Origin of the sequence: Streptomyces sp. NBC_00057 (assembly GCF_045041165.1) — a bacterium.
In the GTDB taxonomy this organism is placed as follows: domain Bacteria; phylum Actinomycetota; class Actinomycetes; order Streptomycetales; family Streptomycetaceae; genus Streptomyces.
On the sequence record NZ_CP108256.1, the window covers coordinates 5,748,273 to 5,773,181 of the forward strand.

Sequence of the window (24,909 nt, forward strand, 5' to 3'; positions counted from 1 at the left end):
GAGGCCGGTCCTGCTGGCCACTTCGCAGTCACCTGTGTTCTATGAAGGAAGGCTCGGGATGTCCATTCCCAGCACTCGGGTCGGATGAGTCCCAGTCACCGGGACGACGGCACCTCCTATGCGCGCGCTAACCTCGGCTCGCAACAACACTCCACTCCTCAAGGGCTTGCTGGCGGACGAGCGGTCAGTCATCAAGGGCCTTGACTGCGGACGCTGTTGACGAGCATCGCGACTGGTGTTCCGGCGTGGCGGGAAGGCGGCGCCGAATGCGCTGACGGCCTGTGATTCGCCAGGGGTTCGGTGTTCCGGACGTGCATGACACCTGGACCATGCGGCTGCCGCTGGACAGGCCCCGGCATCGGCACGGTCTGCCACGCCGCAACTGTCGCTTACCCCGCACCAGCCGACACGCCTGGTGCTTGGCATATGCTCGCCCCGGCGGCCTCTCTTTCGGCACGGTCTGGCGCCACAGCCGAGTGCGTCTCCACCCCGACGAAGCGCTCTTCCGCCAAGCCGCCCATCGCGCCGACGTACAGCGGGGACCGTGGACGACGACTGCCCCCGCTGACGCCGGTCCTACGCCTCGCAGTCGTACCGCTTGGCCAGATTGGCAGCGGCTTCCCGCACCACGGCCGCACTGTTGCGGATCGCGGTGTCCCGGTCGACGAGGCCCTTCTTCTCCGCCTGCGAGGGCGCGCTGAGCGACACCGTGATGTACGGGGCGGTCGAGCCCATACGGGCGGCGCAGCCGGCCGGCAGCGTGGCCTCGGCCTGGTCGGGGAGCACCCAGCCCGTGAATCCGGGGCCGAGGGGGACGGAGTCCTTCCTGGGCCCGGAGTCGTTCCGGGTGTCCTCGATGATCAGGTTGAAGATCCCGCGGGGGTAGTTGCTGTCCGGGTTGGCGCGCAGCACGTGGCACGCTTTGAACACCGCGTAGTCAGCGCCCTTGCCCTTGCTCTCCCACTCCTCCGCGCTGGCCTCGCCCCCCTTGCCGTCGTCGATCAGTTCCGCCGTCTCCCGGCTGAGCGCCCCGTGACACAGGGTCTGCGGCAGCGGCGGCTTCTCCTCGCCGTCAGGCCAGAAACTCGCCGTCACGACGGCCACCCCGGCGGCGCCGAGCACGACGGTCAGCGGCAGCCACTTCTTGTCCATCGGTTACTGTCCCATCCACTTGTCGGCGTCCCCCATGCCGCTCTGGTACCACTGCTCAGCGATCGACTGGAGGTGGTCCTCGTACTCGCCGGGGCTCGCGTCCAGCTCCTCTTTCGTGAGCCCGCGTTTCGTCGCCATCCCGCGCAACATGGCGTACATCTGCCTCTGGCCGTCGTCGTAATGCTTGATCATGTTGTTGCGGGTCTCGGCGTCGACCTTGGCGTCTTCCTTGTTCACGTACGCGCCCAGACCCCAGTCGACCGAGCGCTGGACCGCGTCGCCGGCGATCGGGATGGGGGTCAGCAGCCCGCCGACGACGTGGCAGTTGACCATCTTCTTCCAGGCATTGGCGTCCTTCTCCGCCTGGCCCAGGTCGTAGATGACGTCGCCGCGCACGCCGTCGAGGTGGCCGAGCACGGTCGATGACTGCCGGACCCAGGCATGCGGAGGACGGTCTTCACCTGCGTCTCCCAGGTCCGGTTCACCTCGGCGAGCGCCGCGCCGCTGTCGAAGCCGTCGCCCTTCAGGCTCGTGCCGGCGGTCTCGCTCGCCGCGTTCGCGTGCTTGCCGCCCGATTGGAGGCCGTTGAAGAGCCCATAGGCGGCGTGGCCGACGTCCCCCAGCTCGTCGTCCGGGATCACGTAGTCGGCCGATCCCTTCGTCGGCGTCGAACCGCCCGTACTGTCGGGCTGGTTCAGCCTCATGGCGACGGGGGCCTTCTTTGCGCCCCACTCGTCTTCGAAGGACATCGTCGACACCCCCATGTCCCTGATCGGAAAGCTGCCCCGCACGCCACGCTACCCACGTGATCAACTACCCACCACAGGCGATCGATCATACGTACGGGTTCTTCACGCGCGAGCCATACTGCGCCTTGGATACGCGAAGGGCCATGTCAGCGGTAGGGGAAGGGGGCACCACTGGGCTGCGGGGGGCGAGCTGTATCCGGAGAAGGTGCGCCGGCTGGCTTTGTCGCCGAGAGTCAGCAGCGTTTGTTGGTCACCGCTGGGAGCGGTCCCTCGGCGACAGCAAGTGTGTTGCTGAGTTCTGGAAGCGCGCCGGCGCTCGCCCCCGGCCGTCTCGTGTGTTGGTCGGCTCCGAGCAGGTGGTCATGGCGTGGGCCAGGTGCCGAGTGCTCGGGCCAGCCGGTCGCTCTGTTCGCGGGTGATTCCTTGGGCGAGGCGGATTCCGCACCGAGGGCTGCTGGGCTCGTCGCAGTGCAGGATGCCGGGAAAGTGCTGCTCGGTGCCGGAGAGCGGGGAGAGGGAGGGCAGTGCCCATTCCGCTGGCTCCCACAGGGGGTGGTCGTGGAGGAGGGCATCTGCCAGTCCGGGCGCTCTGTCCTCGGCGACGCCCACCTGGATAAGTGCGTCGCCGATCAGCGCGGCCGCTTCGGTGGGCAGGTTGCTGTCGCCGAGAGCCGGAAGCAGGAGCAGCAGACGGACGTGCGGTGCGTGGACCCCGGGAACCTCGGGGGCGGGCGTGCCAGCGATGTGCATGAGCTCACGCCAGGACAGTCCGGGGCCGGCTTGGTGCCCGTCGATGGTGGCCAGGTAGCCGTGCCGATCCCACTCAGGGTGGGAGATGAAGTACTCCGTCCCCAGCTCATCTGCGAAGTTGCGGCCCACGATGACCACGCTGTGGCCATCGGCGAACGGGATGCGGAAGACCGGCCAGCGCTCCTCGTCGGTCAGGGCCTCGTACGCCGCGTCCGTGTCGGCCTCGTCAGCACCGAACCACAGCGGATCCGGTTCGTGCTCCTCGGTCTGGCACATCCACAGCAGGTAGGCAGCCCAGAACCCCGGCAGAGCCAGCAACTCCTCCGCGGCAATGAGGGGGTCGTTCTCGTATCCATCGATCAGCACGCGCCCAGAGTGCCACCTGGCTCTGACAGGCTCTGCACCACCCGCACCTTCCCGTGGCCAGTGTTCCTGCTTCTCGCCGACATCATGGACGACGCTGATTACGAAGCGTTCCTGAACGTCGCGAACAACCGCTCTCAGATGTGACCTACGCAGCCAGCCGACGGACAGATCGAGGATCGGCTTCGACATGTACGCGCCGCAGGACTTGGAGGTCAGCGGCCATCCGGCCGGCGGGCGGTATTACATGCTCCGCCCTCGGCAGTCTCCGTTGCGCGCTCACCGTCGACGAGCGCCCCGCGTTGTCCGTCGTCGGGGACGTACTTCACAACGACGTCGACCCCTTCGCCGACGGGACTGGTACCTCAGGCTGGGGAAGGATGCCGTGCCGAAGGACGGTGCGCAGTACCGGGGCACCCGCATCATGGACCGTTTCGCGCTCGCCGTGAAGGAGTGCGCCTATCAGGGTTCGCCGCGGAAATACGCTGTCCTTGTCGAGCTCGGGGAATCCAAGCCGGTACCCGAGGACGTCGTCGACCGCCGCGAAGCGCTGAAGGAATTCATCAACGGTTTCGTGCCGTCCGCGCTCAAGGCCCAGGGCTGTTCCTGAAAAACGCCTACGCCCGCCCGGCGCGACAGATGACGCGTGCTGGGCGGGCGTACCGCATGGAGGCCGTGACCGGATTCGAACCGGTGTAACTCGAGTTGCAGTCGAGCCCCTGAACCACTCGGGCACACGGCCGTGTGTTCCTCGTCGTGGTTCGACCGTAGGGCCCGGTGTCCGCGCTGCTCAAGGGTGCGGGACGGGCCGCAATGCGACTGCCATACCGCGTTCACGATCGGGTCCTGTCGCCGCCCGGTCTTCAGGCGGATGGTGGTGTCGGGGCGGGCTGAGATGGTGCCGGGGGCGTATGAGGAGGCCGTGGCCCAGCTCCGGCTCCGGTACCGGTTGTCCGCGATGACGGCCGATGCGTACGCGGGTGAGGGCTGGACCGTCGTGGACGCAGTGTTGGGGAGGAGTTGGTCGCGTACGTCGAACTCGTACGGACCCGGCCGCTGTACGTCGTCGTGCTCGCGCCCGAGCCGCGGGTCGTTGCCGAGCGGGAGGTGGGGCGGGGCAAGAGCGGTTACGGGGTCGGGTGGACGGTCGAGTCGCTGGACCGGGTGCTGCGGGAGGAGACGCCGCGGACCGGGCTCTGGCTGGACACGACCGGGCAGACCGTGGCGCAGACGGTCGAAGCGGTCCTTGCTGAGCTCGGCCGGGCGCGGGTCGTGGGAGCGGCGGGGAGCTGAAGAGGCTTGAGGGCCGATACATCCGGGCCGAATGTCTTATTTGATAATAGTTCTCTATAGTTGGTGAGGTAAGGCACCACGAGGAGGAGTCAGCCACATGAGCAATCTGTTCGTCATCGCCTACAACGATCTCGCCACCGCCGACCAGGTCCGGGACAAGTTGCTGTCCATGAACCGTGAGCACCTCGTCGAGCTGGAGGACGTCGTCGTCGTCGAACGGCGTGAGAAGGACGGCAAGATCAAGCTGCATCAGGCCGTCAGTCACGTGGGTGCCGGAGCCGCGGGCGGCGCGCTGTGGGGGAGCGTCATCGGACTGCTCTTCCTCGTGCCGTTCCTCGGTGCCGCGGTGGGCGCCGCGGCCGGCGCCGCCGGAGGGTCCGCCGTCGACACCGGTGTCAACGACAACTTCATGAAGGAACTCAGCACCAATCTCCGGCCCGGTGCCGCCGCCGTCTTCGTGCTCGTCAAGAAGTCCGTCCGCGACAAGGTCGTCCCCGAGATCGTCAAGTTCGGCGGTCAGCTCGTGCAGACCTCGCTCAGCAAGGAGGACGAGGCGCAGCTGCGGGAAATGATGAAGGAAGGGTTCCAGGAAGAGCCGACGAACGCCTCCTGATCTCCGGACCATACGAGAGAAGGCGACCACCCTGCGCGCGGCGCAGGGTGGTCGCCTTTCGTATGTGGGGACCCGGTGCAGATCAGGGTTCCCCGCGGAAGTACGCCGTCCTTGTCGAACTCGGCGAATCCAAGCCGGTACCCGAAGACGTCGCCGACCGGCGCAAAGCACTGAAGGAATTCATCAACGGTTTCGTGCCGTCCGCGCTCAAGGCCCGGGGCTGTTCCTGAAAAACGCCTACGCCCGCCCTGCGCGACAGATGACGCGTGCTGGGCGGGCGTACTGCGTGGAGGCCGTGACCGGATTCGAACCGGTGTAACTCGAGTTGCAGTCGAGCCCCTGAACCACTCGGGTGGTTCCACAAGTCCCGCCGCCTCGCGGCGCTGGAAGCCCGGCACGATGCCGCGGTCCGTGACCGACAGGCCGGACGCGTCCAGGTCGTGCGGGGCGGCAGACGCCTCCTCAACACCCGCCACCACCTCACCCAGGCCCGGCTCACCGAAGAGCAGTGGCGAGAACGCTGGTTCATCGCTGCCGACGGCGAGTCCGGGAAACGGTTCGGGAATGAGACGATCCGCGTCACCCCGGACGGCGAGGTGAGCATCAAGCTGCCGGTCCCGCTCGCGCACTTGGCCAACGCCCCTCACGGCCGGCGCACCCTCACCGCCCGCATCGCGTTCGCGCACCGGGGCGTGGAGTGGGCCGACCGCATCACCGCGAACCGGGCCGTCGCCTACCGCATCCACCTCGACACCGAACGCAGCCGCTGGTACCTCACCGCCTCCTGGCAACACTCCGTCGTCCAGCCCATCCCGCTGGAGACCGAGACCGAGACCGCCCGAGCCCGGGGCGTGATCGGCGTCGACACCAATGCGGGCGCGTTCGATCAGCCAGGCCAGCAGGTCGAGGCGGGTCTGCGGGTCGACGCCATGGTCTGTGCGATCAGCCATCCCGTCCACTGTAGAGAGACTCTCGGGCAGTAGGAGAGAACTGTCCTCCCTGTCAGCCCAGTTGACACGCCGCTCCTCAACAACCTGAAACGGCCCACGCTTTGCCTGCCGGGCCATTCCGGTTACAACTCACCTACGACTTGGGATAGTCGGGGCGTACATCGACGTGCGGAGTGGCTCTCATTTCGAGGGCGTCGGTGGTCCTGGTGGGGTGCGGCGAGGAGCCAATGAACCGGAGACTCCGGTCGAGGAGTTCACCTCGCGACACAAGGAGAGGATCGAGAGGCTGGACGCCAGGACGGGCGGTTCATTGGCCGAGGATCTGGATGACTCAAGGCTCATTGGTTACGGGGTCGGGAACCTTCGTGCGCGGGTCCAGGGTGTCGAGCCGGAGGCATGATCTGTGCGCATGGTGCGAGTCGAGTGGCTGACGGTGGTAGGGCGGCTTGAACCAGGCGGCACTGCGTGAAGAGTCGCGAGTGTTGGCGGTAATGGACGATTGCGAAGCGGCGGATGGGGTGGACCGGATGCGGGACGGGCGAAATGAGTGTGTACGGGTGCGGCGATCGCTGATGGCTGCTGGGCTGGTTCTGGCTTTGGGGGCCGGGGGTGTGGCGTGTGCTTCGGGTGAGGAGGAGCACGCGGATTTCGTCGGGGCCGGTGAGGTATGTGGTGGTCTGTTCGCCGGCCCGTTGGCGGAGATGGTTGAGAAGGTGACGGAGGAAAAGGTCTTCTTCTGGCGGGATGCGAAGGGCATGGAGAGAACGGTCGCGGCGCTCAAGGAGGGTTATGAGTCCGGCCGTCCGTGGGCTTCGGGAGACGATGTCTGCAAGCTGGTTCCTAAGGGCGGCAGGCTGGGTGACGATGCAGAAATCGGCTACTCCATGTACGCCCCGGAGGACGTGGAGGATTACGGACCCCCGGCCGGTGGTGAGTTGTACACCATGGGTGTGCAGTCTTCGGTAAGGCGAGGTGGTGCAAATCTTTACTTCAAGTGCGTGAGTCCTCAGCTGGACGGTTCGGACAAGACGCCGCTGCGGATTCAAGGTGGTTTCGGGCGCGGGAAGAGCGACGCGCCCGATACACGTGAGTACCGCAATATGAATATGAAGATCCTGCACGCGGTTACGCTCAAGCTGGTGAAGGAACTCGAATGTGAGAACAACGGCGGTCTGCCGAAGACCCCCGTGCTCACACCGAAATAGTGAGCCCGGCCATGGCGACAGGATCCGGGCCGTGGTACCGAGGTGACGCGCCTGAACGTACGGAACGACCGCCCCTGCGCCATGGGAGCGGCCGTTCCGTGTTCCTCGGAGGCCGTGACCGGATTCGAACCGGTGTAACTCGAGTTGCAGTCGAGCCCCTGAACCACTCGGGCACACGGCCGTGTGTTCCTCGTCGTGGTTCGACCGTAGGGCCAGGTGTCCTCGCCGCTCAAGGGTGCGGGGCGGGCCGCAATGCGACTGCCATACCGCGTTCACGATCGGGGTCTGTCGCCGCCCGCGCGGCATGTCGCGGTCCTACGACCAACGTACGAGCGGCGGACCGCCTCGCGACAGGGGCCACATGAGATCTTGCCCCTTACTCTTGGGCTCATGAGTGCCCTGGAACCACGAGACGCCGGTACCGATACCGGCACCGCCGTCGAAGCGGCGATACCGGTCCCGCCCGCCGAAACCGAAGGGGTGCTCGGGCGGACCTATCGGGCGCTGAGTATCGGCATCGTCTCCGTCGTGTTCCTGATCGCCTTCGAGGCGACGGCCGTGGGGACCGCGATGCCGGTCGCCGCCCGTGAGCTGCACGGCATCCCGCTCTACGCGTTCGCGTTCTCCGCGTACTTCACCACCAGCCTGTTCGCCATGGTCCTGTCCGGGCAGTGGGCGGACCGGCGCGGGCCGCTGGCGCCGCTCGCCACCGGGATCAGCGCCTTCGGGGTCGGGCTGCTGCTGTCGGGTACGGCGGGCAGCATGTGGATGTTCATCGCCGGGCGGGCCGTCCAGGGGCTCGGCGGTGGGCTGGTGATCGTGGCGTTGTACGTGGTGATCAGCCGGGCCTATCCGAAGCGTCTGCAGCCGTCGATCATGGCCGCGTTCGCCGCGAGCTGGGTGATCCCGTCCGTCGTCGGGCCGCTCGCCGCCGGGAGTGTGACTGAGCACCTGGGGTGGCGGTGGGTCTTCATCGGCATTCCCGTGCTGGTGGTGTTCCCGCTGGCGCTCGCGCTGCCCGCGATCCGGCGCCGGGCCTCGGGGCCGGCCGACCCCGCGGCGCCCGTCGAGCCGTACGACCGGCGCCGCATCCTTCTCGCGCTCGGGATCTCGCTGGGTGCGGCGCTGCTCCAGTACGCCGGGCAGGAGCTGAACTGGTTCGCGCTGCTGCCGGCCGCCGTGGGTGTCGCACTCCTCGTGCCCGCCGTGCGGGGGCTGCTGCCCCCGGGCACGGGCCGGGCGGCGCGCGGGCTGCCCTCGGTGGTGCTGCTGCGCGGGGTGGCGGCCGGGTCGTTCATCGCCGCCGAGTCGTTCGTACCGCTGATGCTGGTGACCGAGCGTGGGCTGAGCCCGACGATGGCCGGGCTCTCGCTCGCGGCCGGGGGCGGGACGTGGGCGCTCGGTTCCTACGTGCAGTCCCGGCCGCGCCTTGAGCCGTACCGGGAACGCCTGATGGTGGGCGGCATGGTGCTGGTTGCTGCGGCGATCGCGGCCGCGCCGTCCGTGCTGATCGACTGGGTGCCGGTCTGGACCGTGGCCGTGGCCTGGGCCTTCGGGTGCTTCGGCATGGGAATGGTGATCGCGTCGACGAGCGTGCTGCTGCTGAAGCTGTCGGCGCCGGAGGAGGCGGGGGCGAACTCGGCCGCCCTCCAGATCTCCGACGGGCTGTCGAACGTCCTGCTGCTGGCCGCGGGCGGAGCCGCCTTCGCCGCGCTCGGCGGCGGAGCGGTGGGGGCCGTGCACGGGGCGGCGGAGGCGGGGGCCTCCGGGTCCCACCCGGGGGCGTTCGCGGCGGTCTTCCTGCCGATGGCGGGGGTGGCGCTGGTGGGGGCGTGGGTGGCGACGCGGGTGCGGACAAAGCCTTAGTGCCGCGTGGTACCGCGCGGTACCATCCGTGCATGGCTGGTCTGAATCTGCGGTTCACCGAGGAAGAGCTGGACGCACTGCGTGCGCGCGCCGAGTCGGAGGGGCGGAGCATGCAGTCGTTCGCCCACGACGCGGTGATCACCGCCATAAACGAACACTCGCGCCTCTTCAACGAGGCGGCGGATCACGTGCTGAAGGTGAGTGAGGAGCTCAACCGGAGGCTCGCCTGATGAAGTACCTGACACTTCCCGAGCTGCTCAACCTCGCCGAGCGCCTCGGGGCTGCCGAGGTGCGCGACTACGGGCTGCTCGATTCGGCGCTCGCCCGCCCGCAGGCGAGCGTGTTCGGCCAGGACGCCTATCCGGACGTGTGGCAGAAGGCCGCGGCGCTCATGGAGTCCCTGGCCCGCAACCACGCGCTCGTCGATGGAAACAAGCGCATCGCCTGGTACGCGACCTGGGTCTTCCTGCACATCAACGGGCATCGCCTGAGCGCGGACTTCGATGTCGACGAGGCCGAGAAGTTCGTGCTGGACGTGTGCCAGGGGTCCCTCGACATGCCCAGGATCGCGGAACGGCTCCCTGGTTTCGCCGTGTAGCGCACCTCTGTGAAGAGGGTCTCAGCGGCGCCGAACCACCGCTCGTTCATACGGGGTTCCGGCCGGGCCCCCGGTAGGGTGGCCCGGTTGTCGTATCGCGTACGGGTCCGTCCCGGCCGTACGGACAGCGCCCCACGTACCCGAGAGACCCGAACCGGAGACCGTGACTACTACCGCCTCCCACCACCTCTCACCCGCCTTTCCCGGCCGCGCCCCCTGGGGCACGGCCGGCAAGCTGCGAGCCTGGCAGCAGGGCGCCATGGAGAAGTACATCCAGGAGCAGCCGCGCGACTTCCTCGCGGTCGCCACCCCCGGCGCGGGGAAGACCACCTTCGCGCTGACCCTCGCGTCATGGCTGCTGCATCACCACGTGGTGCAGCAGGTCACCGTCGTCGCACCGACCGAGCACCTGAAGAAGCAGTGGGCCGAGGCCGCGGCCCGGATAGGGATCAAGCTCGACCCCGAGTACAGCGCGGGCCCGCTGAGCAAGGAGTACGACGGGGTCGCGGTCACCTACGCGGGTGTCGGCGTCCGGCCGATGCTGCACCGCAATCGGTGTGAGCAGCGCAAGACCCTCGTGATCCTCGACGAGATCCACCACGCCGGTGACTCGAAGTCCTGGGGCGAGGCCTGCCAGGAGGCGTTCGACCCGGCCACCCGTCGCCTCGCGCTCACCGGTACGCCGTTCCGGTCCGACACCAACCCGATCCCCTTCGTCGTGTACGAGGAGGGGAACGACGGCATCCGGCGCTCCTCGGCCGACTACACCTACGGCTACGGCAACGCGCTCGCCGACGGCGTCGTCCGGCCCGTGATCTTCCTCAGTTACAGCGGCAACATGCGCTGGCGCACCAAGGCCGGTGACGAGATCGCGGCCCGGCTCGGCGAGCCGATGACCAAGGACGCCATCGGGCAGGCCTGGCGTACCGCCCTGTCGCCCACCGGGGACTGGATCCCCAATGTGCTGAGCGCCGCCGACAAGCGGCTGACCGAGGTCCGCAAGGGCATTCCGGATGCGGGCGGGCTCGTCATCGCCACCGATCAGGAGTCGGCGCGCGAGTACGCCAAGATCCTCAAGAGGGTCACGGGCGAGAAGGCCACCGTGGTCCTCTCCGACGAGAAGGCCGCGTCGAAGAAGATCGACCGGTTCAGCGAGGACGAATCGCGCTGGATGGTCGCGGTCCGCATGGTGTCGGAGGGCGTCGACGTGCCGCGCCTCGCCGTGGGCGTGTACGCCACCACCATCTCCACGCCGCTCTTCTTCGCACAGGCCGTCGGCCGTTTTGTGCGCTCGCGCAGGCGCGGCGAGACCGCTTCCGTCTTCGTACCGACCATTCCGATGCTGCTCGACTTCGCCAACGAGATGGAGGTCGAACGGGACCACGTCCTCGACAAGCCCAAGAAGGGCAGCGACGAGGAGAATCCGTTCGCGGAGGAGGACAAGCTCCTCGCCGACGCCGAGAAGCTGGAGGACGAGGAGACCGAGGAGCAGTTGCCCTTCGAGGCCCTCGAATCCGACGCGGTCTTCGACCGGGTGCTGTACGACGGTGCCGAATTCGGCATGCAGGCCCACCCCGGGAGCGCGGAGGAGCAGGACTACCTGGGGATTCCGGGGCTGCTCGAACCCGACCAGGTGCAGTTGCTGCTCCAGAAGCGGCAGACCCGGCAGATCGCGCACAGCCGCCAGAAGCCGGCCGGGGACGCCGATCTGCTGGAGAAGCCGGCCGAGGCACGGCCGGTGGTCACGCACAAGCAGCTGCTGGGGCTGCGCAAGCAGCTCAACACGATGGTGTCGGCGTACACGCATCAGAGCGGAAAGCCGCACGGTGTGATCCACACCGAGCTGCGGCGGGTGTGTGGTGGGCCGCCGAGTGCGGAGGCGACGGCCGGGCAGATCCAGCAGCGGATCAAGAAGGTTCAGGAGTGGGCCACCCGTATGACGTGAGGTGGCTCTCGTGAAGTGCCGGCCCGGAGCGGGGACAGCGGTCCTCGCTCCGGGCCGGCGTCGTTCGTGCGGATCGGGTGCGGCTACCAGACGAACGGTGCGGACTGGTTGACCGTGGCCACGCACGGAACCGTGGCCGACGTCGGGGACGAGGCCACGATCTGCAGTGACCAGTTGGTGGCGCTCGGGGGAGTGGCCAGCACCACGGAATTCGTGGTGTCACCCGCCGCCAGGGTGCCGGAGGTGAGCTTCAGCGGCCCCAGGGTGATCGGGTTGGGGCTGGTCATGCCGGGGTTGGTCTTCCCGGAGAACTGCACCTGACTGGTGACGCCGCCCGAGGTCTTGGTGAGCTTGAGCGTCGTCGTGATGCTGTTCGGGTCGGCACTGGTGCCGGTCGGCATGGTGATCGCGGTGGAGTTGATCTTGATGGTCTTGGACGTGCCCGAGTCGGCGGCGGTCAGGGTGGCGAGACCGTGGCCCCAGGTTCCGCAGTCGTACGTGGCCGTGGCCATGAGCGGGGTCACCGCCTGGGCCGTCGGTGCCAGGGCGAGGGCGCCGGCCACGGAACAGGCCGCGGCCAGCACGAGCGGGACGCGGACGTGTCTTCGGTTCGACGGCCGTACTCTCGACGGCCGTACAGAAGTGATCGACATGGCGGGAGGAACTCCTTCCGGTTGAATTCCGCGGATTCGAAGAAATCGCCGTATGCGATCTTCTTGCGGATTCGGGTGCCGGGCCCGGCATGTCGGATGCAGTGAAACTGTGATCTTCGGAGATGTCAAGAGATGTCAACAGGTGCGTGAAAAGTGCTTGTAGAAATGCTTTTCGGGCATTTCAGATAACGATCATTCTCCGGATAAGGATCAGTTAATTCTCTCTTGACTTCTCTGCGCGTGACCTCCTCAATGTGCGCAATCAATGGGCCATGGAGGGGTGTCTGGTGATCCGACGACGAAGACCCGGTGTGACCGGTCTGCTCGCTGCCTGCTTCGTACTGTCCCTGAGTTGCGTCGGGGCCACTGCCCAGGCCGCGCCACCGGCCGGACAACAGGCAGCCGGTACGGTCACCCCGACCGTCCACTGCACCCTGCCCGCCGGTCAGGGTGAGGCGACCGGGCCGCAGCAGATGACCGTCGAGCTGTCGCCCGCGGTCGTCGCCCCGGGCGGCAAGGTCCACGCCAAGGTCACGCTCGGCCCGTCCCCCGCCACCAGCCAACTCGCGCTGGACGATGTGCCGACCATCCCCAGCCTCGACCTCGCCATGTCCGGCGGGGCCACCGGAACCGTCACCGTGCGGGGCGCCGAGTTCACGATGGACATCCCGGCCGGGACGCCCATCGAACTCCCGCCGTACGAGGGCGACTTCCTGGTCCCGGCGGACGCCTCCGGCGACATCTCGTTCGCCCCGGTCCGTACGCTGACGCAGACCAAGGTGCTCGGCTCGGTCTTCGAGACGCCCTGCGACGTGGTCGACGGGGGTGGCCCCATCGGCACCGTCACGGTGGAGGGCACCGGCTCCGAGCCCGCCACCCTGACCGCCCCCGCCGATCCCGTACACCCCAACACCCCTGTGACGCTGGGTGGTTCGGGCTGGACGTCGGGTGGCACACCCGTGCCTTCACTTTGTGCGGTGGGCGGTGGCGGCTGCGATCCGCTGAAGTTCAAGGGCCACACCCTCACCATCGACAGTTACGGAACGCTGCACGGCACGGCCACCCTCGCGGAGGCCGGGGCGGTGCCGGACGGCGCGTACGAGGTGAAGGTCAACGACGGTACGAAGGAAGCCACCGCTCCCCTCACCGTCAAGGCCGTCGCGGCCGGCGACCGCGAGATCTCGCTCTCGCAGAGCAGCGGACCGGTCGGCAGTGTGATCACGGTCAGCGGCAGGAACTACAACCCGGACCGCTGGATCAATGTCATCGGCCTCGATGCGACGGGCACCGGGCTCGACGACAGCGCGGTCTACGTCAAGAGCGGCTCGGACGGCACCTTCGCCGTCGAGTTCACCGTGATCTCCGATGCCGTCGTCGCCGTCCAGGCCGACGAGGGCAACGATCCGGCGACCGTACGGACCGCCCCGTTCACCGTCTCCACGGGCGGGGGAGGAGGCGGCACCGCCGACCAGAAACTGAACACCTCGGTCCGGGCCGGGACACTGTCCATGGTCCAGGACGGTGACACCGTCGACTTCGGTACGACGGTCCTGGGCACCGGCAGCGGTGTGCAGCGCTCCCGGCTCAACCGGGTCGAGGTGGAGGACGCCCGCGGCGTCGACAGCGGCTGGTCCCTGACCGCCACCCTCACCGGCTTCACCAGCGCCGACGGGGGTACCATCCCGGCGGGCGCCGTCCGGTGGACACCCAAGTGCACGGCGCAGAACGGGAGTGTGGGGGTGCCTGTGGCCGGGTCGCCCGCCGCGCTGGGAAGCGAGGCGGCGAGCCTCTGCCGGATGAATCCGGACGGATCCCGTCCGTTCACCGGCGGCCGGTTCGACGCCGACGCCGATCTCACGCTGACGGTTCCCGGATCCACCCGGCCCGGAGATTACAGCGCCACCCTGACACTCACTCTTCTCTGAGAACCGTCAGGGGAAAGCCCCGGAGACGCCCGCCTGCTCCGTATCGCAATGGAGCGGGCGGGCGTCGCCATTTCGAATTCGGAGAATTCCCGTAGTCACGGAGGAGTCGCATGTTCGTACGGCCGAGATCGAGAAGACCGGGTGCGGTGTTACGCCGCGCCGTCGCCCTCACCGCCGGGGCCGTGCTCGCCTGGACCGGCACAACCGTCGCACTCGCCCCCGTCGCCCATGCCGGCACGGTCACCCCGACCGTCCACTGCGCCCTGCCCGCCGGACAGGGCGAGGCCACCGGGCCGCAGCAGATGAGCGTCGACCTCTCGCCGGCCGTCGTCGACCCGGGCGGCAAGGTCCACGCCAAGGTCACCCTCGGCCCGTCCCCCGCCACCAGCGGGCTCAGCCTGAGCGATGTGCCCACCACCCCCAGCATCGACTTCGCCATGTCGGGCGGCGCGACCGGCACGGTCACCGTCACCGGGCCCCAGATCAACCTCGACATCCCGTCCGGGAAGCCGATCGAGATCCCGCCGTACGAAGGGGACTTCATCATCCCCGCCAGTGCGAAGGGGCCGATCTCCTTCACCCCCGTACGCAATCTGACGCGTACGAAGGTGCTCGGCTCCACCTACGAGACCCCGTGCGACGTGATCAGCGGCGGCGGCTCCATCGGCACCGTCACCGCCGAGGGCACCGCGGGCCTGCCCGCCACCCTGACCGCGCCCACCACCGCCGTCCGGCCGTCCACCGCGGTCGTCCTGACGGGAAGCCTGTGGACCGCCGGCGCCACCCCCGTGCCCTCTCTGTGCGCGGCGGACGGCGGTGGCTGCGACACCGGCAAGTTCGTCTCCAGCACCCTTGCGATCAGCAGCTCGGGGGAGCTGACCGGAAGTGCGGTGCTCGCCGCCGCCGGGACCGTGGCGGACGGCTCGTACCTGGTGAAGGTCGGCGACGGTACGAAGGAGGCGACCGCGCCCCTGACCGTCAAGGCGTACGTGCCCGGCGGGCCACGGGCCATCGCGCTCTCCCGCGCCGGTGCGCCGCTCGGCAGCGTCGTCGAGGTGACCGGCAGCAACTACTTCCAGGACCGGTGGATCAACACTGTCGGCCTGGACGCGAGCGGGGCGACGCTCGACGACACCGCCGTCTATGTGAAGAGCACCCCCGACGGCACGTTCAGCGCCGACTTCACCGTTTCCGACCCGGCCATAGCCGCGATCCAGGTCGACGAGGGCAACGACCCGGCGACCGTACTGACCACCCCGTTCGCCGTGACCGACGCGTCCGCGACGCTCCAGGCAGGTGCGGCAAAGGTCAAACCCGGCGGAACGATCGCCCTCTCCGGCGGTGACTGGCCGACCGGGACCACGCCCGCCGCCGCGCTCTGCGCAGCCGACGGCAGCGCCTGCGACAGCGCCCGGATCAGCGGCTCCACCCTCCGGATCAACGCCGACGGAACCCTCGCCGGTACGGTCACCGTTGCCGGATCCACCCCGCGCGCCGTGTACGCGCTCCAGGTCACCGCGGGAGGAGTGCAGGCCCTCACCCCGCTGACCGTCGCCCCGACCTTTGTCGTCCTCACCCCGTCGGCCGGGCCGAAGGGCACCTCCGTCACCGTCCTCGGGCAGGGGTTCGCGAAGGTCGCCACCGTATCCGTCGTCGGGCTGCGGGCCGACGGATCGCAGACGTCCGACCCGGTGAAGACGAAGGTGGTCGGGCTGGACGGGGCGTTCTCGCAGACCTTCACGGTCAACGCCACCGACACCGTCGCGATCCGGGTCCGGGAGGTCCTCGTCAACCCGCGCACCGAGACGGCGGCGTTCACCGTCCAGGACGGGAGCGTCCCCGCCGGACCGTCCTTCGCACTCTCGCCGTCCGAGGGGCCCCTCGGCACGGTGGTCCAGGTGACCGGCCGGGGCTTCGCCCCCGTCGCCACGGTCTCGGTGACCGGCCGCACCGCGGACGGGAAACAGACCTCGGACTCGTACGTCACCCGGGTCATCGGACTCGACGGCACCTTCGCCCTCAACTTCACCGTCCGCGACCCGGCGACGAGGGCGATCAGAGCCTGCGAGGTGCTCGTGAACGGAAAAATTGTGCAACAGTCGTTCACAGTGAGCTAACACCCGTTCACGTCCGGTGTGCGGAGTGTCGCCGAGCCGTCGGCCGACCTGGACGCGCGTAGACGTCCAGGCTTCGGCCGACGCAGCGCTGACCGGCGCTTACGCTTCTTCACCACAACTCCACTTCCGCTGACGCCCGGATTCTGGACGAGGTCTTCCGCTGAGCGGACGGGCTCGCTACTGTCGCAAAAAAATGCACGCTCCGTGGCAGCGCCGCCGCGGAGCGCAGCCGGTTGCCTTGGCCGGGCCGGCGGCCTCTCCGTGCGTCGCCGCTGGGACCGGTGGCACACATTCCGTGGGAACCAGCCGCCGCCGCTCACCAAAGAGGAGAGGGCGTCGTGACCGCAGAGACCTCCCAGACGCTCGACCGGGGACTACGGGTCCTCAAACTGCTTGCCGACACCGACCACGGCCTGACCGTCACCGAGTTGTCCAACAAACTCGGCGTCAACCGAACCGTGGTCTACCGTCTGCTTGCCACCCTGGAACAACACGCCCTGGTACGCCGCGATCTGGGCGGCCGGGCCAGGGTGGGCCTCGGCGTGCTGCGCCTGGGCCGCCAGGTGCACCCGCTCGTGCGGGAAGCCGCACTGCCCGCGCTGCGGTCCCTCGCCGAGGACATAGGGGCCACCGCCCATCTCACGCTGGTCGACGGCAGCGACGCGCTGGCGGTCGCGGTGGTCGAGCCGACCTGGACCGACTACCACGTGGCCTACCGGGCCGGTTTCCGTCACCCGCTGGACCGGGGCGCCGCGGGCCGGGCGATCCTCGCCGCCCGCCAGAAGCCGGTGGCCGAGACCGCCTTCACCCTCACCCACGGCGAACTGGAAGCCGGGGCGAGCGGGGCGGCGGCCGCGCTGATGGGGGTGACGGGGGTCGAGGGGAGCGTGGGCGTGGTGATGCTCGCGGACGCCGTACCCGAACGCGTCGGCCCCCGAGTCGTGGACGCGGCCCGCGAGGTGGCGGACGCGCTGAGGTAGGCAATCTGTGGCGGCCGGGCGGACAAATCCAGCCCGTCCGGCGATTGAGGACAAAGCGGCAAGCCGGACGGCCCCGGCCTCTCGCGGAGCGTGGGCAGCCGGAGCAGGACGGGTACGCCCCACCACCCGGCCCGCACACCCCGCCCCGGCGGTTAGATTGGGCGGGTGCTCACTCGTCTCTTGCGCTCCCGCACCCGCACCCTCGCCCTGTGCGCCCTGCCCGTCCTCGCCCTGTTCGGCGTGGCAGCCTTCGCGCCGCTGCCGTTCACGCTGGCGCAGCCCGGCACGACCGCGAACGTGCTCGGGGAGGATCACGGCACCCCCGTGATCACTATCAAGGGCGCGCCCACCCGCCCCACCAAGGGCGAACTGCGGATGACGACGATCGTCGCGACCGGGCCCAACACCGATGTCGGCATCGGTGATGTGGCCGACAGCTGGTTCCGTACGGACCGGGCGGTTCTGCCCCGCAACTCCGTCTACCCGACCGGCGGCTCCGAGAAGGAGATCGAGAAGCACAACCTCGAGGACATGAAGAAGTCGCAGAACTCCGCCGTCGACGCGGCCCTGAACTACCTGGGCAAGCCAAAGGACTCGGTCGACGTCACCCTGCACCTCGCCGATGTCGGCGGCCCCAGCGCGGGCCTGTTCTTCGCGCTCGGCATCGTCGACAAGCTCGACGGCGACGGCTCCGGCGGCGATCTCACCGGTGGCCGCACCATCGCGGGCACCGGAACGATCCAGGCGAACGGCACGGTCGGCGCGGTCGGCGGAGTGTCGCTCAAGACCCAGGCCGCGCACCGCGACGGTGCGACCGTCTTCCTCGTCCCGAAGGCCGAGTGCCGGGAGGCGGGCGCCGAGCTCCCCGAGGGGCTCCAGCTGATCCCGGTCACGACCCTGAAGAGCGCGGTGTCCTCGCTCCAGGCGCTGGAGCAGGGGCGCAAGGTCCCGAGCTGCTGACCTAGGGTCTTTCGTTTGGATCATGCCGGGCTCGCGTGCCCCGGCACCGCGCCTCGCCGCGTTGTCGTCAGTCTTCCCCAAGCTCTCGGCTCCGCTCGACCAGGGGAGACCCCATCGGGCTCCGCCATGCCTCCTTCCTCCGCCTTGCGATGAACGGCACCGGAACCCGCTCCCTGATCCGGCCTGATCCAAACGAAAGACCCTAGGCGGCCGGTGACGGTACCGAGGCCTTTGCCGCCGTGTCCCCGGACTCGGACTCGGCCGCGTCCATCGTGCGCCACACCGGGAACACCAACGGGCTCAGCGTTGCCAGCAGGTACACCGTGCCCATCGCCAGCAGCGCGCCTCTCGCGCCTGCGCTCTCCACCAGCAGGCCGGCCGCGAGGCCGCCCACCGGCATGGCCAGTTCGCCGCCCGCCGTGAGGACCCCGGAGACCCGGCTGCGCAGCTCGTCGGGCACGCTCCCGTAGATCACCGTCGTCAGGATGGGGTTCAGCACCCCGCCCGCGATGCCGCTCAGCGCCATGGTCACGGCGAGCGGCAGCGTCGTCCCGGTCAGCGCCGCGACCGCGTACCTGGGCGCGCCGCACAGCACCACGCACACCGTGAAGACGGCCCGCCGCGAGAAACGGTGCCCGAACGCCCCGTACAGCAGCGCCCCGGTCAGTCCGCCCGCGCCGAACAGCGCGGTGAGCAGCCCGATGTCCCTGGCCCCGCCCAGTTCGGCGGAGGCGTGCACCGGCAGCAGGACGGCGTTCCAGCCCTGATCGGTGCCGTTCATGAAGAGGACCATCACCACGACGGCCAGCAGCAGCCGGTTGCTCAGCAAGTAGGCGTATCCCTCGCGCAGTTCGGCGCGGTACGCCCGCAGCGAGACGGGCGCCGCGGCCTTGCGGGGCTCGGCCGCGCGTACCCCCCGCACCCCGGCCGCGATCAGCAGCGCGGACGTCAGGAACGTCGCGGCGTCCAGCAGCAGCACGGTCTCCGCGCCGACCAGGGCGATCAGTACGCCGGCCAGCGCCGCCCCGACCATCCGGGCGCCGCGCGAGACGGCGTCGAAGAAGCTGGCGGCGCGGGCGAGGGTGACGCCGGCGTGCTCGGCGAGATCCGGCACGAGGACGTAGCGGGCCGTGTTGCCCGGGGTGTGCAGGAGTCCGCTGAGCGCCATCAGCGCGCACAGCATCCAGAACGCCAGGGCGTCCGCGTAGTGCAGCAGCGGGATGGCGGCTACGGCGACGCCGCAGACCAGGTCGGAGGCGACGGAGACCCGGCGGCGCCCGATCCGGTCGATGACGGGTCCGCCGATCAGTGCGGAGACGACGATCGGCAGAGTCGCGCAGAAGGCGACGACGCCGGCCCGTCCCGCGCTGCCCGTGGTCTCCAGGACGAACCACGGGACGCCGATGAGGGTGAGTGAACTCCCGATGGTCGAGATCGAGTTGGCCGTCAGTACCGAGGCGAGTGGCCTGCGGTCCCGGCTTACGGCGGGCACGGCGGTATCCGTACGGGCGTCCGCGTTGTCGTGTGCGTTCTTCCCCCCGTCCATGGAGCTAGGCCGTACGGGGCGAGTGGGGCATCAGCGTGGGCCGGTTCGGAATCAAGCGCAAGCCCAATTCGACCATCGTCCAGCCCAGTTGGGTCCGCAGGCCCTTGCGCGGGGCGCGCGGCACCAGACGGAACTCGTCGGCCTGGCGGCGCAGGTCGGCGGAGCTGACGGCGTGCAGCTGCAGGAGCGTCTCGGGGTTCATGGCATGGGTCCTTTCGGTCGGTTCAGGCGTTGGGGCGCGGGAAGAGGTGCAGATGCGTACGGACCATGGCCGAGCCCTCGGTGTCCTCGGGGACGCGTCCGCGGTAGCTGTCGACCAATTCGTGGATCTTGTTGGTCAGTTCGCTGGTGAGCTCGGGGGTGAGCCGGATCTTGAAGTCGCTGAGGTCCCAGCTGTCGGTCCATTCCCGGGGCCACTCGTGCATCGTGCCGAGCCAGGTGTTGAGCTCCTGGGCGTGGCCCGTGGCGATCTCGTGGAGCACGACGTTCATCGCGCCGCGGACCTCGGGGTCGGCGTCCCGCAGGATCTTCGTGTCGAAGGCGCTGCCGGAGTGCAGTGCCCGCCACCACCGCTCACGGCCCTTGCCGAGCGTCGGGTCGTCCTCCACGAAGCCGTACGAGGCCAGTTGGCGCAGGTGATAGCTGGTGGCGCCGCTGGACTCGCCGAGACGGTCGGCGAGGCCGGACGCGGTGGCGGGGCCGAACTCCCTGAGCGTGTTGAGCAGTCGGATGCGCAGGGGGTGTGCGAGCCCGCGCAGCTTGCGGGCGTCGACGTGGAGCACCTTCGGGTCGTCGGTGGCCTTGTCGCTGCCGGTGGCTTCTTTCGCTTCCATGTCTCAACCGTAGAGTTGCAAAGACAGCTTTGCAACACTTTTTTTGCATCAACTTCTTTGTAACTCTGCGGAAGTTGAGGGGGAGGGGAGGCGCGGGGAGCCCACCCGCTCCTCACCCCTTCTTGATGAATCCCTCCTGGATCAGCCAGTCCTTCGCCACCTCGTGCGGGTCCTGCCCGTCGACATCAACCTTCGCGTTGAGCACTTGGGCGACCTCCGTCGTCAGCTTCCTGCTGACCGGGTCGAGCAGCCCCGCGATCTGCGGGTACTTCTCAAAGGTCGTGGTGTGGATGACGGGCGCCGCGTTGTAGTTGGGGAAGAAGTGCTTGTCGTCCACGAGTACATCGAGGTCCATGGCCTTGATCCGGCCGTCCGTGGTGAACACCTCGCCCAACAGGCAGGAGTTGGACTTCGAGACCTGGGTGTAGATGATCCCGGCGTCCATCTTCTTGATGTTGGCGGCCGGGAGCGACATCCCGTACGCCTTCTCCATGCCCGGCAGCCCGTCGTCGCGCGAGGCGAATTCGTTCTCCACGCAGATCGTCACCGCCGAGGGGTTCTTCTTCGCCAGCGCGGCGGCATCGGAGAGCGTCCTCAGGTGGTACTTCGCGTTGTTCTTCCTGCTGATGGCGAGCGCGTAGGTGTTGTTGAGGGTGGACGGCTTCAGCCAGGTCACCCCGTTCTTCCGGTCCTCGTCGCGGACCGCCTTCCACTGCGCCAACGGGTTGGCGATCGGCTTCGCATGGCCCAGATAGGTGATCCAGCCGGTGCCCGTGTACTCGTACATCGCGTCCGCGCCGCCCTTGATGATCGCCTCGCGCGCACTGATCGAACCGGGCAGGTTCGTCCGGTCCAGGACCTCCGCACCGGCGGCCTTGAAGACCAGGCCGATCATCTGGCCGAGGATGATGTTCTCGCTGAAGTTCTTCGAGGTGACGGTCAGCGAAGCACCGTTCAGCGGCTGCCCCTGCCCCACGGAGCCCGGCACCACGTTGTCCACCATCGGCGAGCCGCTCTTCAGACCGCACCCGGAGAGCGTCAGAGCCAGGGCGAGGGCCCCCACGAGTCCGGCACGCACCTGCCGCGGGCTCATCTCACCCCACCTCCAGTCCGTGCGGCGTCAACGCCACCTCGACCAGCGAGGCCAGCCAGTCCACCAGCAGCGCCAGCACCACCGTCAGTACGGAACCGAGCACCAACACCGGCATCCGCTGGGTCTGGATGCCCGAGGTGATCAGGTCCCCGAGGCCGCCGCCACCGACGAAGGTGGCCAGGGTCGCCGTACCGACGTTGAGCACCAGCGCCGTCCGTACGCCGGCCAGGATCAGCGGGACGGCGAGCGGCAGTTCGACCTTGGTGAGCGTCCCCATCGCCGACATGCCGATGCCGCGCGAGGCCTCGACCAGGCTCGGTTCGATCGCCTTGAGACCGGCCACCGTGTTGGAGAACACCGGCAGCACGGCGTAGATCACCATGCCGATGATCGCCGTCGACGGGCCGATGCCCAGCCAGATGACCAGGAGCGCCAGCAGACCGATCGCGGGGGTCGCCTGCCCGATGTTGGCGACGACCGTGACCGCCGGGGCGCCCTTGCGAAGCCGGCGCCGGGTCAGTGCGATCCCCAGCGGGATGGCGATGATCAGAACCCAGAACGTCGAGATCGCGGTCAGTTTCACATGCTGCCACCAGCGCAGCCGCACATTGCCGCCGGTGAGCGAATTCCTCGCGATCGAGTCGAGGTGGGTGTGGGTGATCCACAGATAGGTGATGGCCAGGATGATCGCGAGCGCGGCCGGCAGCAGTACCAGCTTGCGCCAGGTGATCCGGCGCCGCGGCCCCGCCGGTGGTGGTGGGGGTTCCTCCTCCTCGTCGCGGAAGGCATGGCCCATGACGTCGTGTTCGCCGGGCGGGCGGTCCTTGTCGGACGCGGGCGCCGGGCGGGGGGAGCGCGGAGGCCGCGCCGATTCGGGATTCCGCGGGAAGTTGGGATTCATGAGCCCGCACCGCCCTCCAGCTCCTGTTCGGTCTGGTGGGCGCGCGTTTCCTCCAGGTCGTGCTGGTGCTCGATGGCGGCGAGCCGGTCGGCCTCCAGCAGTTCCTGGACGGAGTTCATCAGGGTGTGCATGTCGACGACCCCGATGAACTCGCCGCGCCGCCCGGTCACCGGGGCCCGTCCGCCGCTGTCGGTCAGCACCGCCTCCAGGGCGTCGTGCAGCGTCGCGTCCCGGGTCACCGTGTCATGGACCAACTGCCCGGCACGCGCCAGCGAACCCCGCGCCCGCATCAGGTCGCCGCGCCGCAGCCACTTGTACGGGCGGTTCCTGCGGTCCAGCATCAGAAGCTCGTTGTGCGGGCCGCTGCGCAGCTTGTTGAAGATCGACTGGAGCGGGTCGTCGACCGTAACCGTCGGGAACTGGACCATCTCCACATCCCGTACGCGGGTGAGGTTGAGCCGCTTCAGCGCGGCCCCGGCACCGACGAAACCCGAGACGAAGTCGTCCGTCGGGTTGGTGAGGATCGCCTCCGGGGTGTCGAACTGCGCGATGTGCGAACGCTCCCGCAGTACCGCGATCCGGTCACCCAGCTTGATCGCCTCGTCGAAGTCGTGGGTGACGAAGACGATCGTCTTGTGCAGCTCGTGCTGGAGCCGGATCAGCTCGTCCTGCAGGTGATCCCGGGTGATCGGGTCGACCGCGCCGAACGGCTCGTCCATCAGCAGCACCGGTGGATCGGCCGCCAGGGCCCGCGCCACGCCCACCCGCTGCTGCTGTCCGCCGGACAGCGCACGCGGGTAGCGCCCGTGGAACTCCCGGGGGTCGAGGCCGACCAGATCGAGCATCTCCTCGACCCGGTCCTTCACCTTCGACTTCGACCAGCCGACCATCCTCGGTACGAGGGCGATGTTCTCGGCGACCGTCATGTGCGGGAAGAGCCCGGACGACTGGATCGCGTAACCGATCTTGCGGCGCAGCTTCACCGGGTCGATGTCGGTGACGTCCTCGTCGTTGATCCTGATCCGCCCGGACGTCGGCTCGATCAGCCGGTTGATCATCTTCAGGGTGGTGGACTTCCCGCAGCCGGACGGGCCGACGAAGATCACCGTTTCACCGGCCTTGATGTCCATCGTGACGCTGTCCACCGCCGGGCTCGGATTTCCCGGATAGCGCTTGGTCAGGTTGTCCAGATGGATGGTGGCGCCGGAAGTGGTCTTCGTCGTCCCGGCGCTGTCGGCGGCCGTGTTCCCGTCGGCGGTATCAGACACGGATCCCCCTGGGGATGGTGAGCCGCCCGAGCAGTACGTACGCGGCGTCGAAGAGCAGGGCGAGGATGACGATGCCGAGCGTGCCTGCGAGCACCTGATTGAGCGCGTTGGCGCTGCCCAGCGAGGCGATGCCGCGGAAGATCTCATTGCCCAGGCCGGGGCCCGACGCATAAGCGGCGATGGCGGCGATGCCCATCAGCATCTGTGTGGAGACCCTGATGCCGGTGAGGATCGGCGGCCAGGCGAGCGGCAGCTCCACCCGGCACAGCCGGGCCGGCCGCGACATCCCGATGCCCTTCGCCGCGTCGACGAGCGACGGATCGACGCCGCGCAGCCCCACGATCGAGTTACGGACGATGGGCAGCAGCCCGTACAGCGTCAGAGTGATCACCGTGGGCGGGACCCCGAGCCCGACCAGCGGGATGAGCAGACCGATCGCGGCGAGGGAGGGGATGGTGAGGATCGTCGCCGTCGACGTGATGGCCAGCGACCCCGCCCATCCGCTGCGATAGGTGACGACCCCGATCAGCACACCCAGCACGGTGGCGATGACCATGCACTGGAATACGGCACTGACGTGCTGATACGCGTCGGTGAGCAGCTGTTGATGCCGGTTGCCCAGGTACTCCCAGAAGCTCACACGCCACTCCTCGGCTCAGTCGTTGTCCCCTGCGGCCTGCTCGACGAGCGGGATGATGCGCAGCGGAACCGGGTTCTCCATGACGATGGCTGTGGAGGCCCGGACGATGCCATCAAAACCGACAACCCGGTCGATCACCCGTTGAAGATCGGCGTTGGAACGCGCGACGAGACGGCAGAGCATGTCGCCGTGCCCGGTGGTGGTGTGCAGCTCCAGCACTTCCGGGACACCGACCAAGTGGGCCCGTACATCGGCGCCTTGGCCCTGCTTGATCTCCAGCGTCGCGAACGCGGTGACGGGGTAGCCGAGCGCCGCCGGATCGACGGTCGGGCCGAATCCGCGGATGACTCCATTCGACTGAAGCCGGTCGAGGCGCGCCTGCACCGTCCCGCGCGCCACGCCGAGTCGGCGCGACGCCTCCAGGACGCCGATACGGGGCTCGCGGGCCAGCAGTACGATGAGCCGCCCGTCCAGATGATCGATCGCCATGGTGCGTCTCCGGGGGGTCG

At 68.7% G+C, this 24,909-nt stretch carries 24 protein-coding genes, 2 tRNA genes and 2 pseudogenes; 14 read left to right on the plus strand and 14 right to left on the minus strand.

Features of this window, described 5'->3' with window-relative positions; genetic code table 11:
- Positions 1 to 576: 576 nt before the first annotated feature.
- The 3 genes from OG953_RS27020 to OG953_RS27030 all read right to left on the minus strand — a co-directional run bounded on the left by OG953_RS27020 (position 577) and on the right by OG953_RS27030 (position 3,017).
- A complete protein-coding gene (locus tag OG953_RS27020) occupies positions 577 to 1,152 on the minus strand; it encodes a hypothetical protein (RefSeq protein ID WP_405687474.1) in 576 nt (191 codons plus the stop codon).
- Between the two features lie 3 nt (positions 1,153 to 1,155).
- Positions 1,156 to 1,569, minus strand: coding sequence for a hypothetical protein (locus OG953_RS27025; protein WP_405687475.1), 414 nt, complete (start codon positions 1,567 to 1,569; stop codon positions 1,156 to 1,158).
- A 692-nt stretch (positions 1,570 to 2,261) separates the two neighbouring features.
- Complete coding sequence (locus tag OG953_RS27030; RefSeq protein WP_405687476.1) at positions 2,262 to 3,017, minus strand: hypothetical protein; 756 nt, start codon at positions 3,015 to 3,017, stop codon at positions 2,262 to 2,264.
- Between the two features lie 382 nt (positions 3,018 to 3,399).
- On the opposite strand from OG953_RS27030, the gene OG953_RS27035 reads away from it, so the two are divergent.
- Positions 3,400 to 3,624, plus strand: coding sequence for a hypothetical protein (locus OG953_RS27035; RefSeq protein WP_405687478.1), 225 nt, complete (start codon positions 3,400 to 3,402; stop codon positions 3,622 to 3,624).
- 57 nt (positions 3,625 to 3,681) lie between these two features.
- On the opposite strand, the gene OG953_RS27040 is transcribed toward OG953_RS27035, so the two are convergent.
- Positions 3,682 to 3,756 (minus strand) — tRNA-Cys (locus OG953_RS27040).
- A gap of 108 nt (positions 3,757 to 3,864) precedes the next feature.
- Between OG953_RS27040 and OG953_RS27045 the strand changes: the two are divergent.
- The 5 genes and pseudogenes from OG953_RS27045 to OG953_RS27065 form a co-directional block, all read left to right on the plus strand.
- Positions 3,865 to 4,307: pseudogene (locus tag OG953_RS27045) on the plus strand (phosphotransferase); the annotation flags it as partial.
- A gap of 97 nt (positions 4,308 to 4,404) precedes the next feature.
- Positions 4,405 to 4,920: a DUF1269 domain-containing protein gene (locus OG953_RS27050; protein WP_405687480.1), complete on the plus strand. Its 516-nt coding sequence runs from the start codon at positions 4,405 to 4,407 to the stop codon at positions 4,918 to 4,920.
- Between the two features lie 62 nt (positions 4,921 to 4,982).
- The gene (locus OG953_RS27055; RefSeq protein ID WP_405687481.1) at positions 4,983 to 5,150 is read left to right on the plus strand and encodes a hypothetical protein; all 168 of its coding nucleotides are present in this window, start codon (positions 4,983 to 4,985) and stop codon (positions 5,148 to 5,150) included.
- 123 nt (positions 5,151 to 5,273) lie between these two features.
- A pseudogene (locus OG953_RS27060) lies at positions 5,274 to 5,804 on the plus strand (IS200/IS605 family accessory protein TnpB-related protein); the annotation flags it as partial.
- 512 nt (positions 5,805 to 6,316) lie between these two features.
- Complete coding sequence (locus OG953_RS27065; RefSeq protein WP_405687482.1) at positions 6,317 to 7,075, plus strand: hypothetical protein; 759 nt, start codon at positions 6,317 to 6,319, stop codon at positions 7,073 to 7,075.
- Positions 7,076 to 7,184: 109 nt separating this feature from the next.
- On the opposite strand, the gene OG953_RS27070 is transcribed toward OG953_RS27065, so the two are convergent.
- Positions 7,185 to 7,256: transfer RNA gene (locus OG953_RS27070), tRNA-Cys, on the minus strand.
- A 209-nt stretch (positions 7,257 to 7,465) separates the two neighbouring features.
- Between OG953_RS27070 and OG953_RS27075 the strand changes: the two genes are divergently transcribed.
- From OG953_RS27075 to OG953_RS27090, 4 genes are all read left to right on the plus strand, one after another.
- The gene (locus OG953_RS27075) at positions 7,466 to 8,941 is read left to right on the plus strand and encodes an MFS transporter (protein ID WP_405687483.1); all 1,476 of its coding nucleotides are present in this window, start codon (positions 7,466 to 7,468) and stop codon (positions 8,939 to 8,941) included.
- A gap of 32 nt (positions 8,942 to 8,973) precedes the next feature.
- Complete coding sequence (locus OG953_RS27080) at positions 8,974 to 9,171, plus strand: Arc family DNA-binding protein (protein ID WP_114249050.1); 198 nt, start codon at positions 8,974 to 8,976, stop codon at positions 9,169 to 9,171.
- Positions 9,171 to 9,539, plus strand: a complete 369-nt coding sequence (locus OG953_RS27085) for a type II toxin-antitoxin system death-on-curing family toxin (RefSeq protein WP_405687484.1) — start codon at positions 9,171 to 9,173, stop codon at positions 9,537 to 9,539. Before OG953_RS27080 ends, OG953_RS27085 begins: the two co-directional genes overlap by 1 nt.
- Before the next feature lie 163 nt (positions 9,540 to 9,702).
- Positions 9,703 to 11,484 (plus strand): DEAD/DEAH box helicase, encoded by a 1,782-nt coding sequence (locus OG953_RS27090; protein ID WP_405687485.1) that lies wholly within the window; start codon positions 9,703 to 9,705, stop codon positions 11,482 to 11,484.
- A gap of 83 nt (positions 11,485 to 11,567) precedes the next feature.
- On the opposite strand, the gene OG953_RS27095 is transcribed toward OG953_RS27090, so the two are convergent.
- Positions 11,568 to 12,137, minus strand: coding sequence for a hypothetical protein (locus OG953_RS27095; protein ID WP_405687486.1), 570 nt, complete (start codon positions 12,135 to 12,137; stop codon positions 11,568 to 11,570).
- A 287-nt stretch (positions 12,138 to 12,424) separates the two neighbouring features.
- Between OG953_RS27095 and OG953_RS27100 the strand changes: the two genes are divergently transcribed.
- From OG953_RS27100 to OG953_RS27115, 4 genes are all read left to right on the plus strand, one after another.
- Positions 12,425 to 14,062, plus strand: coding sequence for a hypothetical protein (locus OG953_RS27100; RefSeq protein WP_405687488.1), 1,638 nt, complete (start codon positions 12,425 to 12,427; stop codon positions 14,060 to 14,062).
- Positions 14,063 to 14,208: 146 nt separating this feature from the next.
- Positions 14,209 to 16,179 carry a hypothetical protein gene (locus OG953_RS27105; protein WP_405687489.1) on the plus strand — a complete coding sequence of 657 codons (1,971 nt, stop codon included), beginning with the start codon at positions 14,209 to 14,211 and terminating at the stop codon, positions 16,177 to 16,179.
- A 338-nt stretch (positions 16,180 to 16,517) separates the two neighbouring features.
- A complete protein-coding gene (locus OG953_RS27110) occupies positions 16,518 to 17,159 on the plus strand; it encodes an IclR family transcriptional regulator (RefSeq protein ID WP_405687491.1) in 642 nt (213 codons plus the stop codon).
- Between the two features lie 165 nt (positions 17,160 to 17,324).
- A complete protein-coding gene (locus tag OG953_RS27115; protein ID WP_405687492.1) occupies positions 17,325 to 18,119 on the plus strand; it encodes a PDZ domain-containing protein in 795 nt (264 codons plus the stop codon).
- 202 nt (positions 18,120 to 18,321) lie between these two features.
- On the opposite strand, the gene OG953_RS27120 is transcribed toward OG953_RS27115, so the two are convergent.
- From OG953_RS27120 to OG953_RS27155, 8 genes are all read right to left on the minus strand, one after another.
- The gene (locus OG953_RS27120) at positions 18,322 to 19,665 is read right to left on the minus strand and encodes an MFS transporter (RefSeq protein WP_405687493.1); all 1,344 of its coding nucleotides are present in this window, start codon (positions 19,663 to 19,665) and stop codon (positions 18,322 to 18,324) included.
- A 4-nt stretch (positions 19,666 to 19,669) separates the two neighbouring features.
- The gene (locus OG953_RS27125; RefSeq protein ID WP_405687494.1) at positions 19,670 to 19,867 is read right to left on the minus strand and encodes a hypothetical protein; all 198 of its coding nucleotides are present in this window, start codon (positions 19,865 to 19,867) and stop codon (positions 19,670 to 19,672) included.
- A 22-nt stretch (positions 19,868 to 19,889) separates the two neighbouring features.
- Complete coding sequence (locus tag OG953_RS27130) at positions 19,890 to 20,498, minus strand: ArsR/SmtB family transcription factor (RefSeq protein WP_405687496.1); 609 nt, start codon at positions 20,496 to 20,498, stop codon at positions 19,890 to 19,892.
- Positions 20,499 to 20,610: 112 nt separating this feature from the next.
- Positions 20,611 to 21,591, minus strand: a complete 981-nt coding sequence (locus OG953_RS27135) for a glycine betaine ABC transporter substrate-binding protein (protein ID WP_405687497.1) — start codon at positions 21,589 to 21,591, stop codon at positions 20,611 to 20,613.
- Position 21,592: 1 nt separating this feature from the next.
- A complete protein-coding gene (locus OG953_RS27140) occupies positions 21,593 to 22,387 on the minus strand; it encodes an ABC transporter permease (RefSeq protein WP_405692089.1) in 795 nt (264 codons plus the stop codon).
- 101 nt (positions 22,388 to 22,488) lie between these two features.
- Complete coding sequence (locus OG953_RS27145) at positions 22,489 to 23,760, minus strand: ABC transporter ATP-binding protein (protein ID WP_405687498.1); 1,272 nt, start codon at positions 23,758 to 23,760, stop codon at positions 22,489 to 22,491.
- Positions 23,753 to 24,400 (minus strand): ABC transporter permease, encoded by a 648-nt coding sequence (locus tag OG953_RS27150; RefSeq protein WP_405687500.1) that lies wholly within the window; start codon positions 24,398 to 24,400, stop codon positions 23,753 to 23,755. Before OG953_RS27150 ends, OG953_RS27145 begins: the two co-directional genes overlap by 8 nt.
- 15 nt (positions 24,401 to 24,415) lie before the next feature.
- A complete protein-coding gene (locus OG953_RS27155; RefSeq protein WP_405687501.1) occupies positions 24,416 to 24,889 on the minus strand; it encodes an Lrp/AsnC family transcriptional regulator in 474 nt (157 codons plus the stop codon).
- Positions 24,890 to 24,909 lie beyond the last annotated feature (20 nt).